This is a genomic window from Paenibacillus woosongensis (genome assembly GCF_009725165.1).
Taxonomy (GTDB): Bacteria; Bacillota; Bacilli; order Paenibacillales; family Paenibacillaceae; genus Fontibacillus; species Fontibacillus woosongensis.
On sequence record NZ_WNZW01000001.1, the window covers coordinates 1110950 to 1130706 of the forward strand.

A 19757-nucleotide genomic window follows, 5' to 3' on the forward strand; every position below is an offset into this window, starting at 1 on the left:
AGGGGCAAAGCCCCTCCTTTCTTAGCAATGGTAATCGTATCGCGGATCATCGCAAATCATTGCATATTATCGCAGACCATCGCAGCCCCCATTCGCTAATCCTTGTAGGGGTCGAATTCGTCCGCTCCCGCCATGCATACGCCAATCGGCTTAAGTACGTTCAGTACCTCAAGCGTGTCGCTGTGCGCATCCAGAACCTCCTGCAGCCTGCGGTAGACGAATGGACTCTCGTCCGTATCCGCTCCGCGCAGCTCTACCCCGAATTCGCGGACGGCATCCATCATCTGCTTTGGGGTGATCTGTCCGCCGCTGCGGGTGCGTGTCTTCCAGTTCATTTTGCCCGCCGCTTGAGTCCGGCTCATAATGCGTCCTGCTCCATGTACCGTGCTGTAATAAGCATCCTTGTTCTCTTCTGTGTCCTTCCCCCGGACGATGACGGAGATATCGCCCATGCTCCCGCCGATAAAGCCAAGCTGGCCTGGAGCCGACGGCGTTGCTCCTTTGCGGACGACAACGACTTCCCTCCCGTTATGCGTTTCTTTCCAAGCATAGTTATGATGATTATGCACTTCAAAGTCCGCTTCGGCTCCGAGAATGGACAGCACCTCCCGAATCACGTAGTCCCGGCCTGCATATGCATAACGTCCAGCAAGCTTCATCGCCCGGTAGTACATGTCGCCAACCTCGCTATCTAAATCCAGCAATAGCGGCGGCTGATCCATCGATTCGCCCGGCGCCTTGTCGGTAAATTGTCTGCCCGCCGCGAGATTCAGGAATCCGCTGGCCGTTTTATGGCCGAAGCCCCGGCTCCCGAAATGGTTTCCAATCCACAACCGTCCCGTTTCCGGCTCCTCGAACAGGTCGACATAATGATTGCCGCTGCCTACCGTGCCGAGCTGGTTGCGGGCTAACGCTTTTAGCTTGTCATGCTCCTGCTGGCCGAATGCCCGGAATACATTCCAATCCGGATCGTTGAATAACTCGTGATCCACCCTGTCATTGTTAACGCGGCCGATCCCAAACGATATGTTTCTCGCAATTTCGTCCATGATCTTCCCTAGTCCTTGCCGGACATCCCGTACGTACAGATTCGTGCGCACTGCCTTGTTTCCGCAGCCAATATCGTATCCAACGCCAGACGGCGAGATTTGTCCTTCATATACGACAACACCGCCAATCGGCTGGCTATAGCCTTTATGATGATCTGCCATCAGCAGGGACTGCACGACATTCCCCGTCTTCGCGCACATTTTGGCCTGAGCTACCGCTCCCTCGTCCGGCTTGCCCCAGACGCGGACGCCATCGATGTTCTGATATGCCATGATGTTCTCTCCTCTATTCCATACTTCCATGATTTCTTCCTGCTGCCTATTTCCAGGTTTCCTTTAACAATTTCCGGAACAGCTCGTCAAGCCGGGTGTTCTGCCCGTCTGCGGAGGATGGCATGCCTTTGGCAACTTCCTTGTAATATTGTATCTTCTCATCCAAAAACGCGTTGATCGGACCGATTTGCGGCTCATAGTCCATTTCTTCGCCAGCCTTTTTTCGAATCAGCAGACTGTCGACGGCCGCCTTCAACTCGCTTTTCGCCGGCAATAACTCATCCGTAAGCGCCGTGAATTCGATCGGCGGCATCGTACCGTATTTCTCAATCCACTCACAGGCCAGCACCGGCCGAAGCACATAAAAATACTTCTTGATCTTCACTTGTTCTCCCTGCAAATACTCGCGATAGTTCCCCTCCGCCATATGCAAATAGTGATACATGCAGGCCTTAGGCGAGAAGGTTAGCGCTGATAGCTCACGGATTTGCTCTGCCGCCAAACCATCCTCCATATATACAATGGGCGATTGCAGCCATTCCAGCAAGGGCGGATTCGATTTACGGAACAAGTTCAGAGCTTTTTTCAGATCCCAGCCGTTAATGTCGAGCAGATCGCTGATCGGGCGCTCGATGACATCCCTTTTTTCAAAAATTGATAAATACCAGTCCAACGGTCTGACATATATGAATCTTACATCATAATCGCTGTCCTTTGAAGGAAATCCCCACGCCCGGCTCCCCGATTCACAGGCATATATAATCCGAACCTGCTCCTCTTGCTCGATTTGCCGTAATTGCGCCAATATTTGCTGCCTCTGCTCAGACATTTGTTTCTCTCCTTCCAAACCTATTCTTATATTCGGATCCCAAAATTCGTTCTGTAAGCAGGCCGTTTACCTCTGCGACCCGCCCCCCACACTCCATACTCCTAGCATGCCTGAAATCAGGGCGGATGAACATGGCGGAAGTATTACAAGCCTTAATGAACTGTAGATTTTCCACCCTTCCTGTTACAATAATATTTGCACATCATTGGGAAAAAGGGGAATTAACGGCGATGGCCAAAGAAAGCTTTGATAAAGAAATCCAGTTTTTACGCATGCTGGCGCTCACCAGCGGGGCCTACAGCAGGCAGCAATTCGCGGAGCGGCTAGGCATCTCCGTACATACCTTCGATAAGACGCTGCGGCGGCTGAAGGAAATCGTCAACTCGATATATGAGCAGCTGCCACAGGAGCAGGGGAAGGAATTCGCAGAGGCGATCCGCTTCAACTATTACGAATCCAGCGACCCGATGCTGCTCTTCCTCTTTCGAGCCAAATCCCTGAAAGAATCTGAATCGCACAGGATTTCGCTGCTGCTGGCCGCTTTGAACGACCAAGCCTTAACCACGATGGAGCTGATGGACGTTTGCTGCAGCGGGCTCGATCCTAAGCTGCCCTTGCCTGACGAGAAAACGGTCCGTTCTGATTTAAAGTACCTGGAAGAGGTTGGCGTCATCCGCAAGGAGAACGCAGCGCGCCCCTACCGCTACCGCCTCCATAACGATCTGGTTCAATCCCTGTCGGAGGAGGAGCTCTGCGATTTATACGACTTCGTCGATGTGATGGCCAACACGCAGGTACCCTCGGTTCAAGGTTATCTGCTGCGCGATGGGTTAAAAAAGCATCTGCAGCGAAACTATGCCGGGAAATATGCGATCGAGCCGTTCTTATATAAATATCATTTTTACTCGCGAATTCTGGACGAGGCCCATTTGTTCACCTTGCTCAGCGCCATACGCAGCCGCCGCAAGGTGCAGTTCCTGTATTTCTCGCCAAAAGCGGAGAAAAGCTATACCTCCCGGAACACGAACCCGCTGTTCGAACGGGAGTCGAAAGGCAGCCTGGTGCAGACCCTTCCGCTCAAGGTGGTCTACGACCATCAATACGGCCGGTGGTATATGCTGTCAAGCAGCAGGGACGGCATCCGTAAATACCGGATGGAAGGCATAACGCAAATCGAAGAGACGGCAGCCGTCTGCCCGGATGTCTTTGAGGCCAAACGAACTGAATTGGAGGACAAACTCCGGCATAGCTGGCTAATTGACACCGGCCGTCCTGTAAAGGTGCGGGCCCGCTTCTTCAATCCGGGAAGCTTTGAACCAAATTTCGTGAAGGAACGCGTACTGCTGCAGGGACAGTGGGGTGAGATCACGGAGGAAGACGAGCACTCTTTTATTTATGAAATTACGGTCAACGGGACGACAGAGATCAAGCCATGGCTTCGCAGCTTCGGGTCGAGCTGCGAAATTCTCGAACCCGCCTATTTCCGGCAGCAAATGATTGACGAGTGGAAGGAGATTCAGGCGTACTATGCATCTGTTTGAGAAAATTTTCAATTACCAGATTATTTCCCGGCTCGAAGACTCCGGTACATTTATGATTACCTCGCACGAACGATCTTGGCTTAAGACGATGCTCCAGCATCCTGCAGCGGCAGATGCCTTCACTCCCGTGACAATGGAGAAGCTGCTTACCCTGCTTGAGCAGGACGTCTGCATGGATATCTCCGAGCATCTCACCCACAAAGCCCGCAGCCTGGAAAAGCAAGTGTATCACCCGCTCCTGCGTCCTTTCCGCCAATATATTACGCAGCGGAGCGGAATTCGTATCAGCTACGAGCTAAAGAACGGACGCACGCGAACGGAGCATTACGGATTCCCCTATAAACTCGAGTACTCCATGGTCAAAAGAGAGTGGTACCTGCTCTGGTATCATCAAAGACAACGCGCGTTTATGAGCACGAGGCTGAGCAAAATCATGACGGCAGCGCCCGTGCCGATCGAATCTGCAAAGGCCGACAGCATCCTGGAGTACATTCGCCAAACGCTGGAATCGCGCAAATCCGAGGCCGTCATTCAAATCGTGCGCAAATATAACAGCGAATTGTCGCGCATCCTTTACGCCTTCTCCTGCTTTGAGAAGGACGTTCATTATGATGCCGGGACCGACACCTACCACGTCAGAGTTTGCGTACTCGGCGACGAGGCGGAGTATTTGCTCTCCAAAATTCGTTTTCTCGGCAAGAGGGTGATGGTGGTTGAAGGAGATTACTTGAAAAAACGCATGCTGGAGTCGTCGGCAAAGGCGTTAGAGAGGTATGGTGTTGTAAGCGAAAATAAATAACATCTTCGGGCCACTGTTGTCCGCCACTTGTTATAATTTCCCGACGAGGTAACAAGTGGCTCCCAAGGGGGGCACAAACTTCCTCCGGTTCGTTATTCCCTAACATCTTCATAGATTACTTTATTAAATTCAATAACTCTTTGATGATATCTGGGTAAGCTAATGTTGCTGTTCCTTTTGCGTCTTGTCCACCGCTCCTCCAATGAACTACTTCATCAATCGACAATGTTTCACGATCTCATTCAAGCGACAGTTAGTTTAGAATCTCCCGCGTTAATCCCAACTCTGCGCAGCACTGCTTATACTTTCAGACGTTAGCAGGTTAGCGCTCCTCTTCATCCAAAATGAAAGCCATGATGTTCTCCACGGCCTGCCGCTGCTGTTCCTCACGCGTGATCGACGCTGTACCGTCTCCGTCCTGCTCCCCGTAGTTGCCGAAGTAGGCATGGTTTCCTCCCTCGATGACATGCTGGGTTGGAATGTCTTCCAGTTTGGCCGTATTCAGGATCATATCCTCACTGCCATATATAGCGAGCGTCGGAAGCCCGGTAGAGCCTACGGGATAAGCGCCGAGCAGTATCATCCCTTCCAATCTGCCGCCATTCTTGCCGGCGTAACTGCTCGCCATCGCCCCGCCCAAGGAATGCCCGCCGATATACCAGTGCTTCATTTCTGGAAGCTGCCCGAAAACGCGATCCGCGGCATTCATGTCAAATACCGCTAGATTAAAGGGCATTTGCAGTAGTATGCAGGTTATCCCTTGCTGAGACAACTGTTTTAACAGCGGGGCGTAGGCGGCTGCCTCTACCTTGCCTCCGGGGTAGAAGATCAGGGCTGTGTCGCTGGCCTGCTGCTCTGGGTAGAAGATCCACATCTTATCCTTGCTAACGATGCTGTTCTCTTCGCTAACCATAGCTTCAACAGCCGCTTCATCCGCCCGATAGTAATCGAGTGAATAGATGTAAAAGGCCCCTGCGGCAAGGAGCAACGATGCGAAGACGATGATTGCCGCGATCTTGAGCCGTTTTTTCGCTTTAGGTAGCATGGGCATGGTTAACCCCCTCCTTCAAAATATGGAAAACTCCTCATAATCGGCTCAGCCCATTCATTGAACTGGTGTCTTTCCTTCCAATAAATTTAACGCTAGATGGCCAGGATCAGGCAACTGATAAGACAACTAGATGTATTTCCTGCAGTTAGTTCATCGCTTTTGGCCGTGTTAGAAGGAACTAACTGCAAAACCTACATTTAATTTTAAGCTATTTCCACGAATTCGCTCCATCCAGACAAACTAACTGCATGTTTTACATCTAGTGTATGGTTTTTTGATAAAACAGCCTAACTAGATGTATAAAATACAATTAGTTTCATAAATGACTAGTAAAACTAAGGGATGGATAATAGCCGTATTTTATCGGGGAGACTCCATACTTAAAGGGGCAAGCCGTGATCGCAGCAGATGGCATTCGCCTCTCCGCTATTTGCTCACACAGTTCCGGCCCTTTTTCTTGGCGCGGTACAAGGCCGTGTCCGCCGACTTCATGACGGCATCCGGCTTCTTGTGCTTCTCGCTTTTTTGAGCTAAGCCAATGCTCACTGTGATGTAAATTTGTTTCCCGGCTCTGCTATTTCGAGTTTTGCGCCGGGACTTGCTCTTGCCCCTCCCTTTGCGATTGCGCAGCGTGAAAGGCCGTTTAGCAATTTGCTCCCTCAGCTGCTCCAGATGCGGCAGCGCATCCTGCACGCTTTTCCCCGGAAAGAGTATCGTGAACTCCTCGCCGCCGTAACGGTAGGATTTCCCACCACCCGTCACATCCTTAATGACCGAAGCCACCAGCTTCAGCGCCTCGTCCCCCGTGTCATGTCCATAAGTATCGTTAAACTTCTTGAAATGATCGATATCCAGCATGGCGATGACGTAGTTCATGCCCAGCTTCATCATGTCCTGCTTCAAAGCCCGCCGGGAAGGCAGACCTGTGAGCTCATCCGTAAATGCCATCGAATACGAATCCTGGATGATCGAAGTCACCAGAACAATGCCGGAAACAGCAAAAAACACCACATACATCATCGGGTCTCGGTTCTCGTGCAGCACATAAAACAAAGCGCACAACACGGCAATAAACGCGATATCTTGAGACGTTTTGTATTTGACCTGCCTCGTGATGAGCAGGACTAGAGCCATCAGGAAGATGCTGACGGACAGCTGACTTACTGCTGTAATGGAAGTAAGGCTGACAGGAAGCATGTCTCTTTTGATAAAAGAAAGAAGCCCGCCTTGCTCGGGACGCAGCAGCCATATCGCAATCAACACCTGGGAGAGGATCATTCCGATGCGGAGCACTCCCCATAGGCTCAGTATTCCCCGCTCCCTAAATAAAGAGAACAGTCCGATATTTAGCGGAATTATTAAGGAGATCAGCGTATATATTTCGTTCGCAGCGATCGGGAAAGATGGCTTCGCCATACCGGGCAAATATTCGATGGACGCCAAAGCAAGGGCAAGTACGATGAAGTTAAAAAATTCCCTGCTCCGGTTGAATTTCCACGAGATCACCGCGCCCACGGCAAAGATCACATAAGGGGACAGCTCGATAATATCCAGCTGCGCCTGTGCCAGCGTACTGGTTTCCTCATAGAAATAATAGGCCGCGGCCATTAATAGAAATGGGAGAACAAGCTTAAGGACGTTCCGAACCGTAGTCTTCAAGTAAATGATTCCCTTCATGATGTTTTACTTTTTGCTTCATATTTATTATCGGCTAAAGCAAAGCACCAGCTTAGAAATTATGCAGCATTATTATCTATGAATTGCCGGCAAGGACAAATGCGATCCGGGAATACTTCCAGCTTTCAAGAGCAAATGTATAAAGATAAGCTTGTATGTCCACATTGCAATAACTATTCAGTCGTGCGATTTGGGAATTACGTTATAACGATATATGAGCACTCGGATTAAAACTGGGAAGAGACTTTAGACAAAATAAAGCAATTAGCAGGAATATGATACGATAGCTCAATTAACCGCCCTTACAGTGGGGCGGTTTTCTTGTGGTCGAAAAACCGGACTTAGTTTAACATAGCCTTAGTAATAAAAAAACAACGGGCTATGGCTATAGCCCGCTGCTAGGATCTGTATTATTGCCCAAACTTCTGCCAACGCATCTTCTCCGCCTTCACCTTACGGCTTCGCTCCTTCAAAAAATGGCTCAAGCCCTTGAAGAAACGGCCGTTAACGATCATCAGAAGGCCATCCACCATAGCCATGTTCACCACGCCGCCCGTCATTCTGGCGATTCCCCTGAACGGGGTATGGTAGACGGACATCATGATCAGATTCGCTGTGCTTCGTTTACCGATTTTTCTCAGGAACCAATAGGCGAACACAATCAAATGGTAGGCCAGTCTGGCAACAGCGCCCTTCGCATACTGGCATTGTTCAATCGTATCATTATAGCCCAGCGGCTTGGATCTGTCCCACGTAGCCACCGGCACCTTCCGGCCGATCAGATGCTCAAATTCGGCAACGCCGACATCGCTGATCCGGCCAGAGTAATAGGACGGCAGCTTGTCCTTGTCATAAGGAGCGGGCGCCCCCGTACCCATCACATGAAGATAACCAGCCAACCGGATATCTGCGCTGGATGCTCCAACCATAATCGTGTATTCCGCTTCTTCGACTTCCCACGCATTGGTCTTCACATTGAAATAACGAAATGTCTTATCGTCAAAAGGAATCGTCACCGTCTTGGATTCGCCGGCATTGATAAATACTTTAACAAAGCCCTTCAGCTCTTTGCGCGGCCTAAATATATCGCTAGACTTACAACCGACGTACAGCTGCGCAACCTCCATTCCGGCCCGTTCACCCGAGTTGGTTAATGTGAAGGTAACCCCCGACCTGCCGACCTTAATATCCGAATAGTCGAAGGTAGTATAACTGAGGCCGTATCCGAAGGGGAACAGCACATCCACATCCGCCGTATCGTAGTAACGATAACCGATATACATGCTCTCCCGGTATTCAACCGTCAATTCGTTCCCCGGAAAATAGCGAAAAGAGGGAGTATCCTCATAACGAAGCGGATACGTCTCGGCCAGCTTGCCCGAAGGATTAACATCGCCGGATAATACCCGAAGGATAGCTCTCGCTCCTGCCTGGCCTCCCAAATAACCATGCAGCAACCCTTTCACTTTGCCAATCCATGGCATTTCCACCGCGGAGCCGCTGGACAGAATCACAATTATATTCGGATTCACCTCATGCAAGGCGTGAAGCAGGTCGATCTGGTTATCTGGAATTTGCATGCTCTTTCTGTCTAGACCATCGGCCTCCGTCACTTCATCCAGACCGAGATACAGCAGCACGGCGTCGGCTTTCTCTGCTAGAGCGCAGGCTTTGGCGATTTTGCGCGGATTCCTCTTGCCGTAACGCTCAAAGCCCGGCTCATAGCCGATGCTAACGATACCGGACTCCTCGAAGCAATCCAAGGTATGATCCAGAATCGTGGGGTTAACGATCGACGACCCCGCCCCTTGATATCGTGCATCCTTGGCAAAGTCACCGATAACAGCTACCTTCTTGCCGAATTTGAGCGGCAGGATGTTCCCCTCGTTCTTGAGCAGGACGATGGACTCCTCCGCGACCTTCTGCGATACCCGGTGGTGCTGCTCCACATTGAACTCCAGCCGGGGCCGCTGATATACGGCCTCCGTCGAAAAAATAAGGTCAAGGAGCCGGTCCGCGCATTCGTCCAGAACCTCTTCCGGAATTCTCCCGCTTCGAACAGCTTCGATGATTTCTTGATCCGTCTCCCCCGACGTCGTCGGCATCTCCAGTTCATTGCCGGCCAGAAGCCCTGACACCCGGTCATTGCTGCCGCCCCAATCCGTGACGACGACGCCCTGGTAGCCCCATTCGCCGCGCAAAATATCCTGCATTACATGCATGTTCTCATTTGCATATGTACCGTTTATTTTATTGTAGGAAGACATGATTGACTTCGTCCGGCCTTCCTTTACCGCAATTTCAAAGGCGGTCAAATAAATTTCCCTCAGGGTTCTTTCGTCGACGATCGTGTCGATGGACATCCGTCTCTCTTCTTGATTGTTCACGGCAAAATGCTTGACGCAGGCGGAAATTCCCTGCGACTGAATGCCTCTAATATAACTGGCGGCCATCTTGCCGGCCAGATAAGGGTCCTCGCTGAAGTATTCGAAGTTTCTTCCGCATAAGGGATTACGCTTCATGTTCACGCCAGGGCCAAGCAGGACGTTGACCTTCTGGGAGATCGCCTCTTCCCCCAAGTACTCTCCGACCTTTTCCCCCAACTCCACATTCCAGCTGTTAGCTACCGTCGCTGCCGTCGGATAACAGGTTGCGGGAACTCCGGCGTTCAGGCCCAGCTTATCAGCCGCCGCTGCCTGCTTCCGGATGCCATGCGGTCCATCGGCAAGAAATATGCTGGGTATGCCCAGCCGGCTAATGTCCTGCGTTTGCCAGAAATCCTTGCCTGACATTAAGGAAGCTTTCTCTTCCAACGTCATTTGCGCAATCAATTCTCTATACTTCATCTCTATTCCTCTTCAGTGTATTGGACGGTATGACGTACTGTAAAATATTTTACTATATTATCTATACACATTCTATAGCACACCAAGTGCGGGAAATAGCGAAAGACTCTATTACTAATATCTTAAAAAAGCAGGACGCCTCTTCAGGCTCCTGCTTTATCTGTTAGTTAAACCCAACTAGTCTTTGCGATATTTTGTATGCCCCTACGGAAATCAGGCGGCCGGCTCGGCCCGGCAAATGGATCAGCCTGCCCATAAATCCGTACTTAAGCTCTTGATACAGCTTGATATCCGTATCCTTAATGAACTTCCACAGCTCTTTTTTCTTCATAAGGTTCTCGGCTGTCCCGGAACGGATCAACAGAATCGCCGAGACTACCGTTACAATCTCAAGATGAGCGAACATATAGCGGCGGAGGTTAGGATGGGGAATGCTGTCCATGTCTACCTGCCTGACCATCAATTTGTTCACATTGAGCTGCTGATCAATCCTCTTGATCATGATGCTCTCCTGCACGGACTGATCTTCCCGGCCAATGAAATATCTGTAGAAATCGACATTGATATAAATCATCTTCTTCACATGTACGAGCGGTACATATACGAATAAATTATCGACATAGAAAGTATGCTTAGGCAGCTCCAGACCGCAATCCTTAAGCATTTGCGTCCGGTATATGATGGAATGCATCAGGAGATATTGGCCTTTGCGAAAAGGCTTTACATCTTCCCAGGTGAAAATTTTGCCTTCCGGGAGCACTCCGCCATACTTCATGATCTTTCTGTAGCTGGTTTCTTCCTTCTCATAAACAAAATTACTGATGGCCATATCTACCATTTTGTCTTCATTCTGTAACTTCTGCAAGGTTTGCAAAATTTTTAGATAGGCCCTAACATCTACCCAATCATCGCTGTCCACGACCTTGAAATACAATCCCGTTGCATTCCGGAGCCCGGCATTGACCGCCTCTCCGTGTCCGCCGTTCTCCTGGTGGATCGCTTTAACGATCGTTGGATAACGCCTGGCGTACTCATCGGCAATCATCGCTGTGCGATCGGATGATCCATCATTGACGATAAGCAGCTCGACATCCTCCCCCCCTGGCAGAAGGGATTCAATGCAATATCTCATATAATCCTGCGAATTATAGCAAGGGATGGCTACGGTTAATAATTTCATGCTAACACTACCCTATGATTTTTGTTTGAAAATAACTTTGAAAATCGGGAAGAATACCCAAAACGAAATCGCACTGTTAATAATCATCGTAATGACGTCTGCCGTCGTTTCCCCTACCGCGCCCATTTCCCAGGTATTGATGAACAAGTTGTAAATAGGCGCCTTGTAGAAGCCCTGAGCCGCTGCCGCTCCAATCGTAATGATAATATAAGCCACGACATACCAGAATGCCGCCTGCCAGATGTTGCTGTTCGATTTGAACGTAATGCTCCGCTGAGCGAAGAAGTTGATAATCTGGGCGATAGCCAGGGTGATTTGCACCGCGAGGAAGTAGGCCAGGCCTCCTCCTCCGCCCGTGGTAAGGGAGCCTGCGGCATAATCGAACACATAATAGGCACTACCGTCAAAGTTATGCCCGAACTGCAGCACCTGGAAGCTGGTGTTTACTAGCGCTGTCTTGGCGAACAGACTCTTAAATACAGGCATTAATACAAGCTGCAAAACGGTGATTCCATTACTTAGTATAAAGAATACAAGAAATTGCGCAATATTGGGGTGTTTCTCCTTGTATCTGGCCCATAGCCCCAGCGGGCCGGCTATATTTTTTTTAGAACTCATTTTCCCACTCCTCTGTCGCTGATGCAAGACTTAATTGTTCTGTTTAGCGACCTTCAGCATTTTGCCCCTCTCTCTGAAGAAATGCCGGAAGCCTTTGAAGAACTGGCCGTTGACTACCATCAGGAGTCCGTCCAGCATCGGCATATTCACGATGCCGCCCGTCATTCTCGCAATTCCCCTGAACGGCATATGATAGACAGACATCATGATCAGATTGGCGGTACTCCGCTTGCCTATCTTCCACAAAAACCTATGGGCAAACGAGATGATGTGAAATGCGAATCTAGCAAAGGCGCTTCTGGCATACTGGCATTGGGCAATCGTATCGTTGTAGCCGAGCGGCTTCGTACGGTCCCAGGACGCTGCGGGAACCTTGTACCCAAGCAGGCTCTCGAATTCCTCCTGGCTCACATGGCCAGCCTGTCCGGAGTAATACGATGGCAGCTTCTCCTTGTCATACGGCAGCGGAGCGTTCGTTCCTGCAACAGCATGAATGCCCTTTAACCGGATATCCGCGCTGGATGCGCCAATCATGATCTCATACTGAGCTTCTTCGATTTCCCATCGATTCGTCTTTACATTGAAATAACGGAATGTTTTATCGTCAAAAGGGATCAGCACGGTTCTTGACTCGCCCGCTTGCAATGATACTTTGGCGAATCCCTTTAGTTCTTTCCTTGGTCTGAAAATATCAGCTGAATTGCAGCCGACGTAAAGCTGTGCCACCTCTGCTCCGGCTCTGGTTCCCGTGTTCGTTATTTTGAAGGCCACGCCTTCAGAGATAATCTGAATATCGGAGTATTCAAAGGTGGTATAACTGAGGCCATAGCCAAACGGGAAAAGAACCTCCACATTCGCCGTATCATAATACCGATAGCCAATATACAGTCCTTCCCTGTATTCCACGCTTACTTCCTTGCCCGGGAAATGACGGTAAGCCGGCGTATCTTCATAACGGAGAGGATAAGTTTCCGCCAGTTTACCGGATGGATTCACCTCGCCGGTTAATACACGAAGAATGGCTTTTGCCCCTGCCTGACCGCTTAAATAACCGTGGATCAGTCCCTTCACTTTATCAATCCATGGCATCTCTACCGCAGAGCCGCAGGAGAGAACGACCACAATATTCGAATTCACTTTATGCAGGGCGTGAAGCAGATCGATCTGGTTCTGAGGGATTTTCATGTCCTGCCTGTCCAGCCCCTCCGCCTCCGTTACTTCATCCAAGCCCATGTACAGCAGAACGACTTCCGCCTTCTCGGCAAGGGCGCATGCCTTATCGATTTTCCGCTGGTTTCTCCTTCCGTAACGCTCGAATCCAGGCTCAAATCCAATGCTAACGATGCCCGATTCCTCGATGCAATTCAGGGTATGATCCAGTATCGTCGGATTGACGATCGATGACCCTGCTCCCTGATATCTGGCTTGCTGCGCAAAATCCCCAATGACTGCTACTTTCACGCCAGCCTGCAGCGGCAATATATCCCCTTCGTTCTTCAGCAGCACAATCGATTCCTCAGCCGCTTCCTGGGCTGCCCTGTGATGCTCTTTCATATTGAACCCTTTGCTCGGGGATTTCTCGTAAACTGCTTCTGTCGTAAAAATAAGCTCCAGCAGCCGGTCGACGCATTCGTCCAATACTTCCTCTTTCAGCAAACCGCTGCGTACGGCCCGAACAATGTCTTCATTCGTCTCTCCCGCCGTTGTTGGCATTTCAAGCTCATTGCCGGCGATCAATCCGGCCACACGGTCGTTGCTGCCGCCCCAATCGGTGACGACAACTCCTTCGAAATTCCATTCATCGCGGAGGATTTCCCGCATCAAGTGCAAATTCTCATTCGTATATTCGCCATTCAGCTTATTGTAAGAAGACATGACGGTCTTCGTATTGCCTTCCGCAACCGCAATCTCAAAAGCCGTCAGATAAATTTCCCTTAGCGTTCTCTCATCTACGATCGTATCGATCGACATCCGTCTTTCTTCCTGGTTGTTCGCGGCAAAATGCTTTACGCAAGCCGATATGCCTTGCGATTGAATTCCCCGGATATACCCTGCAGCCATTTTGCCGGCATGATAGGGATCTTCGCTAAAATACTCAAAGTTTCTTCCGCACAGGGGGCTGCGCTTCATATTGACCCCCGGGCCGAGCAGCACGTTGACTTTCTGGGCAACGGCTTCCTTGCCAAGGTAATTTCCGATTCGTTCTCCTAACTCCACGTTCCAGCTGTTTGCCACTGCAGCCGCCGTTGGGAAGCATGTCGCAGGGATACTCTCATTCAACCCTAAATGATCGGCTGCGGCCTGCTGCTTGCGGATGCCGTGCGGGCCATCTGCAAGGAATATGCTAGGAATGCCGAGTCGATCAATATTTTGCGTCTGCCAGAAGTCTTTTCCCGACATCAAAGATGCTTTTTCTTCCAGCGTCATTTTCTTTATAAGTTCAGTATGTTTCATGGTCTCTTCCTTTTGTTTTTGGCGGTACCCTGAAGAGTACCGCCAAAGTGTTTTTATCAATTTGTTCTATAATTTAAGCTGCTGCCGCAGCAGCCGGTTTGCGTTTGCGGAATAAGAAGAAGAAGCCGGCAGCAACACCGATCACGATAAGGATATCTACTGCAATCGTAATTTTCACCCAGTTCGCCAAATCCGTGCTCATCCCGTTCTCCATTCCGTTGCTGTTCGCTACGGTGTACAGCACGTTGTGCGCGTTGTCTCTCATGGCCCATAATGTATCATTGCTCTTGGCGTTGACTTCTGGTACGCCGTACGGTGCAACCCCGGTAAGAAGGATATCGTTACCTGCACGGAAGGCAAGTTCAGCGGTCATATAAGGATAAGAAGGACCAATAAAGAAGTCTGTATTGACGATCCCCTTGAAGCCCCATTCGTTGCGAAGCACTTCTTTCATCAGGGCCGGGCTCGCACCTGCCCAGGTATGTCCAATGCTGTTGAATGCGGACATCGCCCCTTTCGCGCCTCCTTCCTTCACCGCATATTCAAATGCCTTCAGGTAGATTTCGCGGATCGCTTGTTCGTTGCTCCAGGTTAGAACGCCTAGTGTACGATTTTTCTCCTGATCATTTAACGCAAAGTGCTTCATGTAGACGAATCCGCCATGGCTTTGGTAGCCCTTAGTCACAGCGGCGGCCATCTTGCCGGAAAGAAGAGCGTCCTCGGAATAATATTCGAAGTTTCTGCCGGAGAATGCGGTGCGATGGATGTTAACGCCTGGTGCATACCAGCCGCTTACTCCGTATGCTTTCGCTTCTGCGCCTACGGCATCGCCCATCATCTCGACAAGCTCCAGGTTCCAGGTTTGTCCAAGCATCGTCTCTGAAGGGAAGGCGATTCCCGACATCGGATTCTTGGACAAAAGTGCGCTAATGCCCGCTGGTCCATCATAGTCTGTGGTTGCCGGTTTGCCGACAGATGCCACTTCGACGGTACGATAACCGCCAAGCGTCCCGATCGAAACCAGGTCATGGACTGACAACTGATCCAGCAACTCGTTCCAGCTGGCATCCTCATAATCGACACCGACGTAATCCTTTAACGTCTTTCCATGATCTGCTCCCGTCGTCGGCGCGCTCTGCTGCTCGTCCGCAGGAATGTCGTAGCGCTTGCTGTTCACATAGTCGACGAATGCAGCGTTCACAACCGTACCTTTGACTTCCTCTACAGCGCCATCAGCGTTCTTCGCTTGAAGGACTTCATTGGTGTTCAGGACATCCATATTCGCAAAACCATTTGCCCGGGACAGGTATGCTGGAATGCTGCCCTCCCCGGTGACCAGATCATCAAATTGATTGACCGCTACTTGCTGATCCGAAGAACGGCCGTTCTGGTCAAACACCACTTCCGTCAAGTTCTTCGAACCTACATCAGCGATTTTGTCATGCGAGTTCTTCATAAGCATGAGCTTATATTCGCCTGCTTCAAGAACATAAGAGCCAGTTGGGCTGAAGACTTTAGCATAATCATAGGAAGCCATATCTTCTACTTTAAAAGTCAGGGTCAACGTCTCCGAATCGCCCGGCTGAATTACACCTGTCTTCGCAAAAGCAGCTAGCTCGACAGAAGACTTTTCAATTTTTCCAGTGTAAGGTGCGGAATAGTAGAGCTGTACAACTTCCTTTCCTTCCATGGAGCCTGTATTCGTCACTTTGATGTCAACCGAAATGTCCGTATCATTCCACTTCAAGCTGTCCGGAACAACCTCTTGTTCGAAGGTCGTGTAGCTTAAACCATGTCCGAACGGGAACATGACCTTCTCGTCATAGTTGATCGCCCCTTCAGCCGCTGCAGTCTCGTAGTAGCGATAGCCTACATAAATCCCCTCGGTGTAGTTGACGTAAGTCAGCGGAACGTTGTTTTTATCTACGGCCAAAGCATATGTACCATCACCGTTATCCAGGACATAGCGCAAATCGCCAAAATTCTTCATTGCCGGCGCATCAAGCATATCTGTCGCGAACAAGTCCACCGTCTTGCCTGACGGATTGAGCTGTCCCGCTAGAATTTTGCCAAGTGAAGCAAAACCTTTTTGTCCCGGTCCAGCGACCGTCACAATGCTCTTGATTTGGTCGTATTTTTTGATCCAATCCAGTTCAAACGTATTCGAGCCGTTCACGATGACGATGATTTTGTCAAAATGCTTTGTAACCGCGTCGATCATGCCAAGCTCCCGATTGGACAGCTCCAGGTAATGCTTATTAGGATCCAGATCGTCAGAATTCCCGAAACGTTCACCGCTAGGTCCCATCGTCGTTCCATTCGGATCATAGGTATCCGGACCGTCCAAGACCGCCGGAAGGTCGGTCCCCTCTCCCCCTGCACGGGCAAGGAAGATGATCGCTGTATCCGAGAACTCGGTGGCCTGCTTCATTCTTTCCTCGGTATAGAACTCGGAAGCTACGGGTTCTGGAATCGTCCAGTCATATCCCTCAATTCCCGATATGGGTCTTTCCAGGCCTGTTGCTACGTAATCGTTATATAATTGCTCGTTGATCTCAAATCCGGCTGCTTCCAGACCCGCCTTTGGCGTTACAGCCGTGGATGAGTCTGCCGCACCGGAACCAGAGCCCAGGTATACAGGCGCCGTAAAGCTCCATCCGAAAACATTGACTTTCTTGTTCGCCGTCATCGGCAGCATGCTGTCATGATTCTGGAGGAGAACGATCCCTTCATCCGTGATCAGCTCCGACACCACTTCTGAGTTAGCCCGCGCTTGTTGCGCTTCCGGCGTCGTGATATCGATTTTGGAAAAATAAGCCGTAATGACATCCGAGTAGTAGGCCAGTGCAATGTTAGCCCCTGTGCCGATAAGCAATACGAGTACCAGCAGAGAACTCATAATCACACGGAACCTTTTTTTCGATTTACCAGACATAAACTTTCTTGCCCCCATTATCTAGTTAGTTTGAAACGCTTTCATGAGCCGCAAATCATGGATGAGCGTTCATGTTGACTGCAATGTAAGCTTAACGTAAACAGAATGAATATAGAATCAACCAAACGTTAAGGGGCGGCAACTTTTAGTTGACTACTAAAAAAAGCCGTCCTGACGGAAGGCTTCTCCCATCAAAACGACTTGCATCGATCCTTGACGTATCTTTGAAATAAGGCCACTGCTTTAGACTGGATACTTCTCTTTCTAGAAACCAGATAAATATCCTGCGGAATCTTCTCCTTCAGTCTAATCAGCTTTAAGTTATCATTCTTGAGCGACTCCTCCACAAAATCAATAGAAACGGCCACGGCCCCATTTCTCTCGCATAATCGATGGGCGGAGATAATATTGCCGAATTCATGCATGACATGGGGCGAGAAGCCCTGTTCAAGGCATTTCTCGATAAAACCGTTTTCCTTCCCTTCGCCTGCCGTCTTTATGACCAAAGTTTCGTTATCCAGCTCGGTGACTGAAATTTCTTGTTTGCTGGCTAATGGATGGCTCTTCGAGGCGACGACCACAACTTGGCCTTCGGCAATCAATTCAAATTCGCAATTCTCGATGTCTTCCGTCCCAATGACCAAGCCGACGTCCACTTCCTCCTGGAATATTTGGGTTAACGGATATTCATCGGGATACTCTTTCAGCTTGATTTGAATATCAGGATATTGTTTAGAGAAATCATATAAAAAATCCACCGGTAGTATCGATGTTATGGAATATGTAATCACTACGTTCAGGCTGCCTTTTTTTCCGCTGATAATGCTGATTTCCTTCTTGATATCCTCAATCAAATAATGAATATGTTTAGCCCTGGCGTATAGGAGCTCGCCCGCTTTGGTTGCTTCCATGCCGCGAGAGCTTCTGTAGAATAATTCAGCTTCCAGCTCCATCTCCAGCTGCCTGATGGTCTTGCTTACTCCCTGAGGGGTAATAAACAGGTCTTTCGCCGCCGCTGTAACACTGTTTTTCTCATATACCTTGATGAAATATTCCAATGCCTCTGTGTTCAATCGGCTAACCCCCTATTTCCGGACACCCCTTAGCCAAAGGTAGCTGTGCTGAATTTACGCCTAGATCAGGGTCATTCTACCAGACCCAATTGCATTGATAGTATAGCATACTTTACTTTATAGCAATCCCTTCCCTTGTTCGGCCAAGCTGTAGTTCACGGCCAGCGATTTATGCTAAGATGTGAAATAACGATCGATCAAGGGAGTATGGACATGTATGATTATTTAGTGGTGGGCGCAGGTCTGTTCGGGGCCGTCTTCGCCTATGAAGCGAACAAGAGAGGCAAGAAATGCCTTGTCATCGACAAAAGAGACCATATTGGCGGAAACGTGTATACCGAAGAAATCGAGGGCATCCACGTGCACAAGTACGGGGCTCATATTTTCCACACAAACAGCAAAGCCATTTGGGATTATGTGAATCAATTCGCTGAATTCAACCGGTTCACCAATTCACCGATCGCCAATTATAAAGGCGAATTGTATAATCTGCCCTTCAACATGTACACCTTCAATAAACTGTGGGGCGTCGTCACCCCGGACGAAGCCAAGCTCAAAATCGAGGAGCAAAGGCAGGCCGCCGGCATCACCGAGCCAAGAAACCTGGAGGAACAAGCGATTTCGCTTGTCGGAACCGATATCTACGAGAAACTGATTAAAGGCTATACCGAGAAGCAGTGGGGAAGATCGGCCAAAGACCTGCCTTCCTTCATCATCAAACGGCTCCCCGTCCGCTTTACCTATGACAACAACTATTTCAATGACCGTTACCAGGGCATTCCGATCGGAGGTTATGGGACGATCATCGAGAAGATGCTGGAAGGCATCGAGGTCAAGCTGAATGTCGATTTCTTTGACCGTAAAGAAGAATGGCTCCACTCAGCCCAAAAAATCGTGTATACCGGCATGATCGACCAATATTACAATTACGCATACGGCGTGCTCGAATACCGCAGCCTGCAATTTGAAACGAAGGTGCTGCACGATACGGCTAACTACCAAGGCAATGCCGTCGTCAATTACACGGACCCGGAGACGCCATATACGCGGATTATCGAGCACAAGCATTTCGATTTCGGTACGCAGGACAAAACGGTCATCACGGAGGAGTACCCGACAGAATGGAAGCCAGGCGACGAGCCCTATTATCCGATCAACGACGATAAAAACAATGAAATCTACAAGAAATACAAAGCGCTTGCCGACAGCGAGCAACGCATCATCTTCGGGGGGCGCCTCGCTACTTACAAGTACTACGATATGCACCAGGTCATCGGCGCGGCTCTAACGGAGGTGAACCGGGAGTTTGGGGAGTAATGGAGTTGGAATGAATGTATAGTGTCCGTTCCGCGTTCAGTACAATTGAATATAGAAATACTGGGCTTTATGTATGTCAAAAAAGAGTAGAGCCACCCTTCCAAAAGGCAACTCT

Annotated in this window: 13 protein-coding genes; 3 read left to right on the forward strand and 10 right to left on the reverse strand. The window is 49.7% G+C overall.

Features of this window, described 5'->3' with window-relative positions; translation table 11 throughout:
• Positions 1-95: 95 nt before the first annotated feature.
• Both GNP95_RS05255 and GNP95_RS05260 read right to left on the reverse strand, forming a co-directional pair.
• Positions 96-1322, reverse strand: coding sequence for an RtcB family protein (locus GNP95_RS05255; RefSeq protein WP_155609787.1), 1227 nt, complete (start codon positions 1320-1322; stop codon positions 96-98).
• A gap of 46 nt (positions 1323-1368) precedes the next feature.
• Positions 1369-2151 (reverse strand): nucleotidyltransferase domain-containing protein, encoded by a 783-nt coding sequence (locus tag GNP95_RS05260; RefSeq protein WP_155609788.1) that lies wholly within the window; start codon positions 2149-2151, stop codon positions 1369-1371.
• A gap of 230 nt (positions 2152-2381) precedes the next feature.
• On the opposite strand from GNP95_RS05260, the gene GNP95_RS05265 reads away from it, so the two are divergent.
• Together GNP95_RS05265 and GNP95_RS05270 are read left to right on the forward strand one after the other, a co-directional pair.
• The gene (locus tag GNP95_RS05265) at positions 2382-3692 is read left to right on the forward strand and encodes a helix-turn-helix transcriptional regulator (RefSeq protein ID WP_155609789.1); all 1311 of its coding nucleotides are present in this window, start codon (positions 2382-2384) and stop codon (positions 3690-3692) included.
• Positions 3679-4491, forward strand: coding sequence for a WYL domain-containing protein (locus GNP95_RS05270; protein ID WP_155609790.1), 813 nt, complete (start codon positions 3679-3681; stop codon positions 4489-4491). Before GNP95_RS05265 ends, GNP95_RS05270 begins: the two co-directional genes overlap by 14 nt.
• Positions 4492-4813: 322 nt before the next feature.
• Here GNP95_RS05270 and GNP95_RS05275 read toward each other — a convergent pair whose 3' ends face one another.
• From GNP95_RS05275 to GNP95_RS05310, 8 genes are all read right to left on the reverse strand, one after another.
• Positions 4814-5542 (reverse strand): alpha/beta hydrolase, encoded by a 729-nt coding sequence (locus tag GNP95_RS05275; RefSeq protein WP_196427073.1) that lies wholly within the window; start codon positions 5540-5542, stop codon positions 4814-4816.
• 426 nt (positions 5543-5968) lie between these two features.
• A complete protein-coding gene (locus tag GNP95_RS05280; protein ID WP_196427074.1) occupies positions 5969-7201 on the reverse strand; it encodes a GGDEF domain-containing protein in 1233 nt (410 codons plus the stop codon).
• Between the two features lie 428 nt (positions 7202-7629).
• A complete protein-coding gene (locus tag GNP95_RS05285; protein WP_155609792.1) occupies positions 7630-10065 on the reverse strand; it encodes a beta-glucosidase family protein in 2436 nt (811 codons plus the stop codon).
• A gap of 163 nt (positions 10066-10228) precedes the next feature.
• Positions 10229-11245 (reverse strand): glycosyltransferase family 2 protein, encoded by a 1017-nt coding sequence (locus GNP95_RS05290; RefSeq protein ID WP_155609793.1) that lies wholly within the window; start codon positions 11243-11245, stop codon positions 10229-10231.
• Positions 11246-11257: 12 nt separating this feature from the next.
• Positions 11258-11863 (reverse strand): hypothetical protein, encoded by a 606-nt coding sequence (locus GNP95_RS05295; RefSeq protein ID WP_155609794.1) that lies wholly within the window; start codon positions 11861-11863, stop codon positions 11258-11260.
• A gap of 30 nt (positions 11864-11893) precedes the next feature.
• The gene (locus tag GNP95_RS05300) at positions 11894-14317 is read right to left on the reverse strand and encodes a beta-glucosidase family protein (protein ID WP_155609795.1); all 2424 of its coding nucleotides are present in this window, start codon (positions 14315-14317) and stop codon (positions 11894-11896) included.
• 73 nt (positions 14318-14390) lie between these two features.
• Positions 14391-17216, reverse strand: coding sequence for a glycoside hydrolase family 3 N-terminal domain-containing protein (locus GNP95_RS05305; RefSeq protein WP_230873715.1), 2826 nt, complete (start codon positions 17214-17216; stop codon positions 14391-14393).
• Between the two features lie 227 nt (positions 17217-17443).
• The gene (locus tag GNP95_RS05310; protein ID WP_155609797.1) at positions 17444-18325 is read right to left on the reverse strand and encodes a LysR family transcriptional regulator; all 882 of its coding nucleotides are present in this window, start codon (positions 18323-18325) and stop codon (positions 17444-17446) included.
• Positions 18326-18538: 213 nt separating this feature from the next.
• Here GNP95_RS05310 and glf point away from each other — a divergent pair, with 213 nt between their 5' ends.
• Complete coding sequence (gene glf / locus GNP95_RS05315; RefSeq protein WP_155609798.1) at positions 18539-19642, forward strand: UDP-galactopyranose mutase; 1104 nt, start codon at positions 18539-18541, stop codon at positions 19640-19642.
• The last annotated feature ends 115 nt before the right edge of the window (positions 19643-19757 follow it).

Coding starts and splice junctions, on each gene's coding strand:
- GNP95_RS05255 (WP_155609787.1), bottom strand. CDS start 1,322: ATGGCATATCAGAACATCGATGGCGTCCGCGTCTGGGGCAAGCCGGAC.
- GNP95_RS05260 (WP_155609788.1), bottom strand. CDS start 2,151: ATGTCTGAGCAGAGGCAGCAAATATTGGCGCAATTACGGCAAATCGAG.
- GNP95_RS05265 (WP_155609789.1), top strand. CDS start 2,382: ATGGCCAAAGAAAGCTTTGATAAAGAAATCCAGTTTTTACGCATGCTG.
- GNP95_RS05270 (WP_155609790.1), top strand. CDS start 3,679: ATGCATCTGTTTGAGAAAATTTTCAATTACCAGATTATTTCCCGGCTC.
- GNP95_RS05275 (WP_196427073.1), bottom strand. CDS start 5,542: ATGCCCATGCTACCTAAAGCGAAAAAACGGCTCAAGATCGCGGCAATC.
- GNP95_RS05285 (WP_155609792.1), bottom strand. CDS start 10,065: ATGAAGTATAGAGAATTGATTGCGCAAATGACGTTGGAAGAGAAAGCT.
- GNP95_RS05290 (WP_155609793.1), bottom strand. CDS start 11,245: ATGAAATTATTAACCGTAGCCATCCCTTGCTATAATTCGCAGGATTAT.
- GNP95_RS05295 (WP_155609794.1), bottom strand. CDS start 11,863: ATGAGTTCTAAAAAAAATATAGCCGGCCCGCTGGGGCTATGGGCCAGA.
- GNP95_RS05300 (WP_155609795.1), bottom strand. CDS start 14,317: ATGAAACATACTGAACTTATAAAGAAAATGACGCTGGAAGAAAAAGCA.
- GNP95_RS05305 (WP_230873715.1), bottom strand. CDS start 17,216: ATGAGTTCTCTGCTGGTACTCGTATTGCTTATCGGCACAGGGGCTAAC.
- glf (WP_155609798.1), top strand. CDS start 18,539: ATGTATGATTATTTAGTGGTGGGCGCAGGTCTGTTCGGGGCCGTCTTC.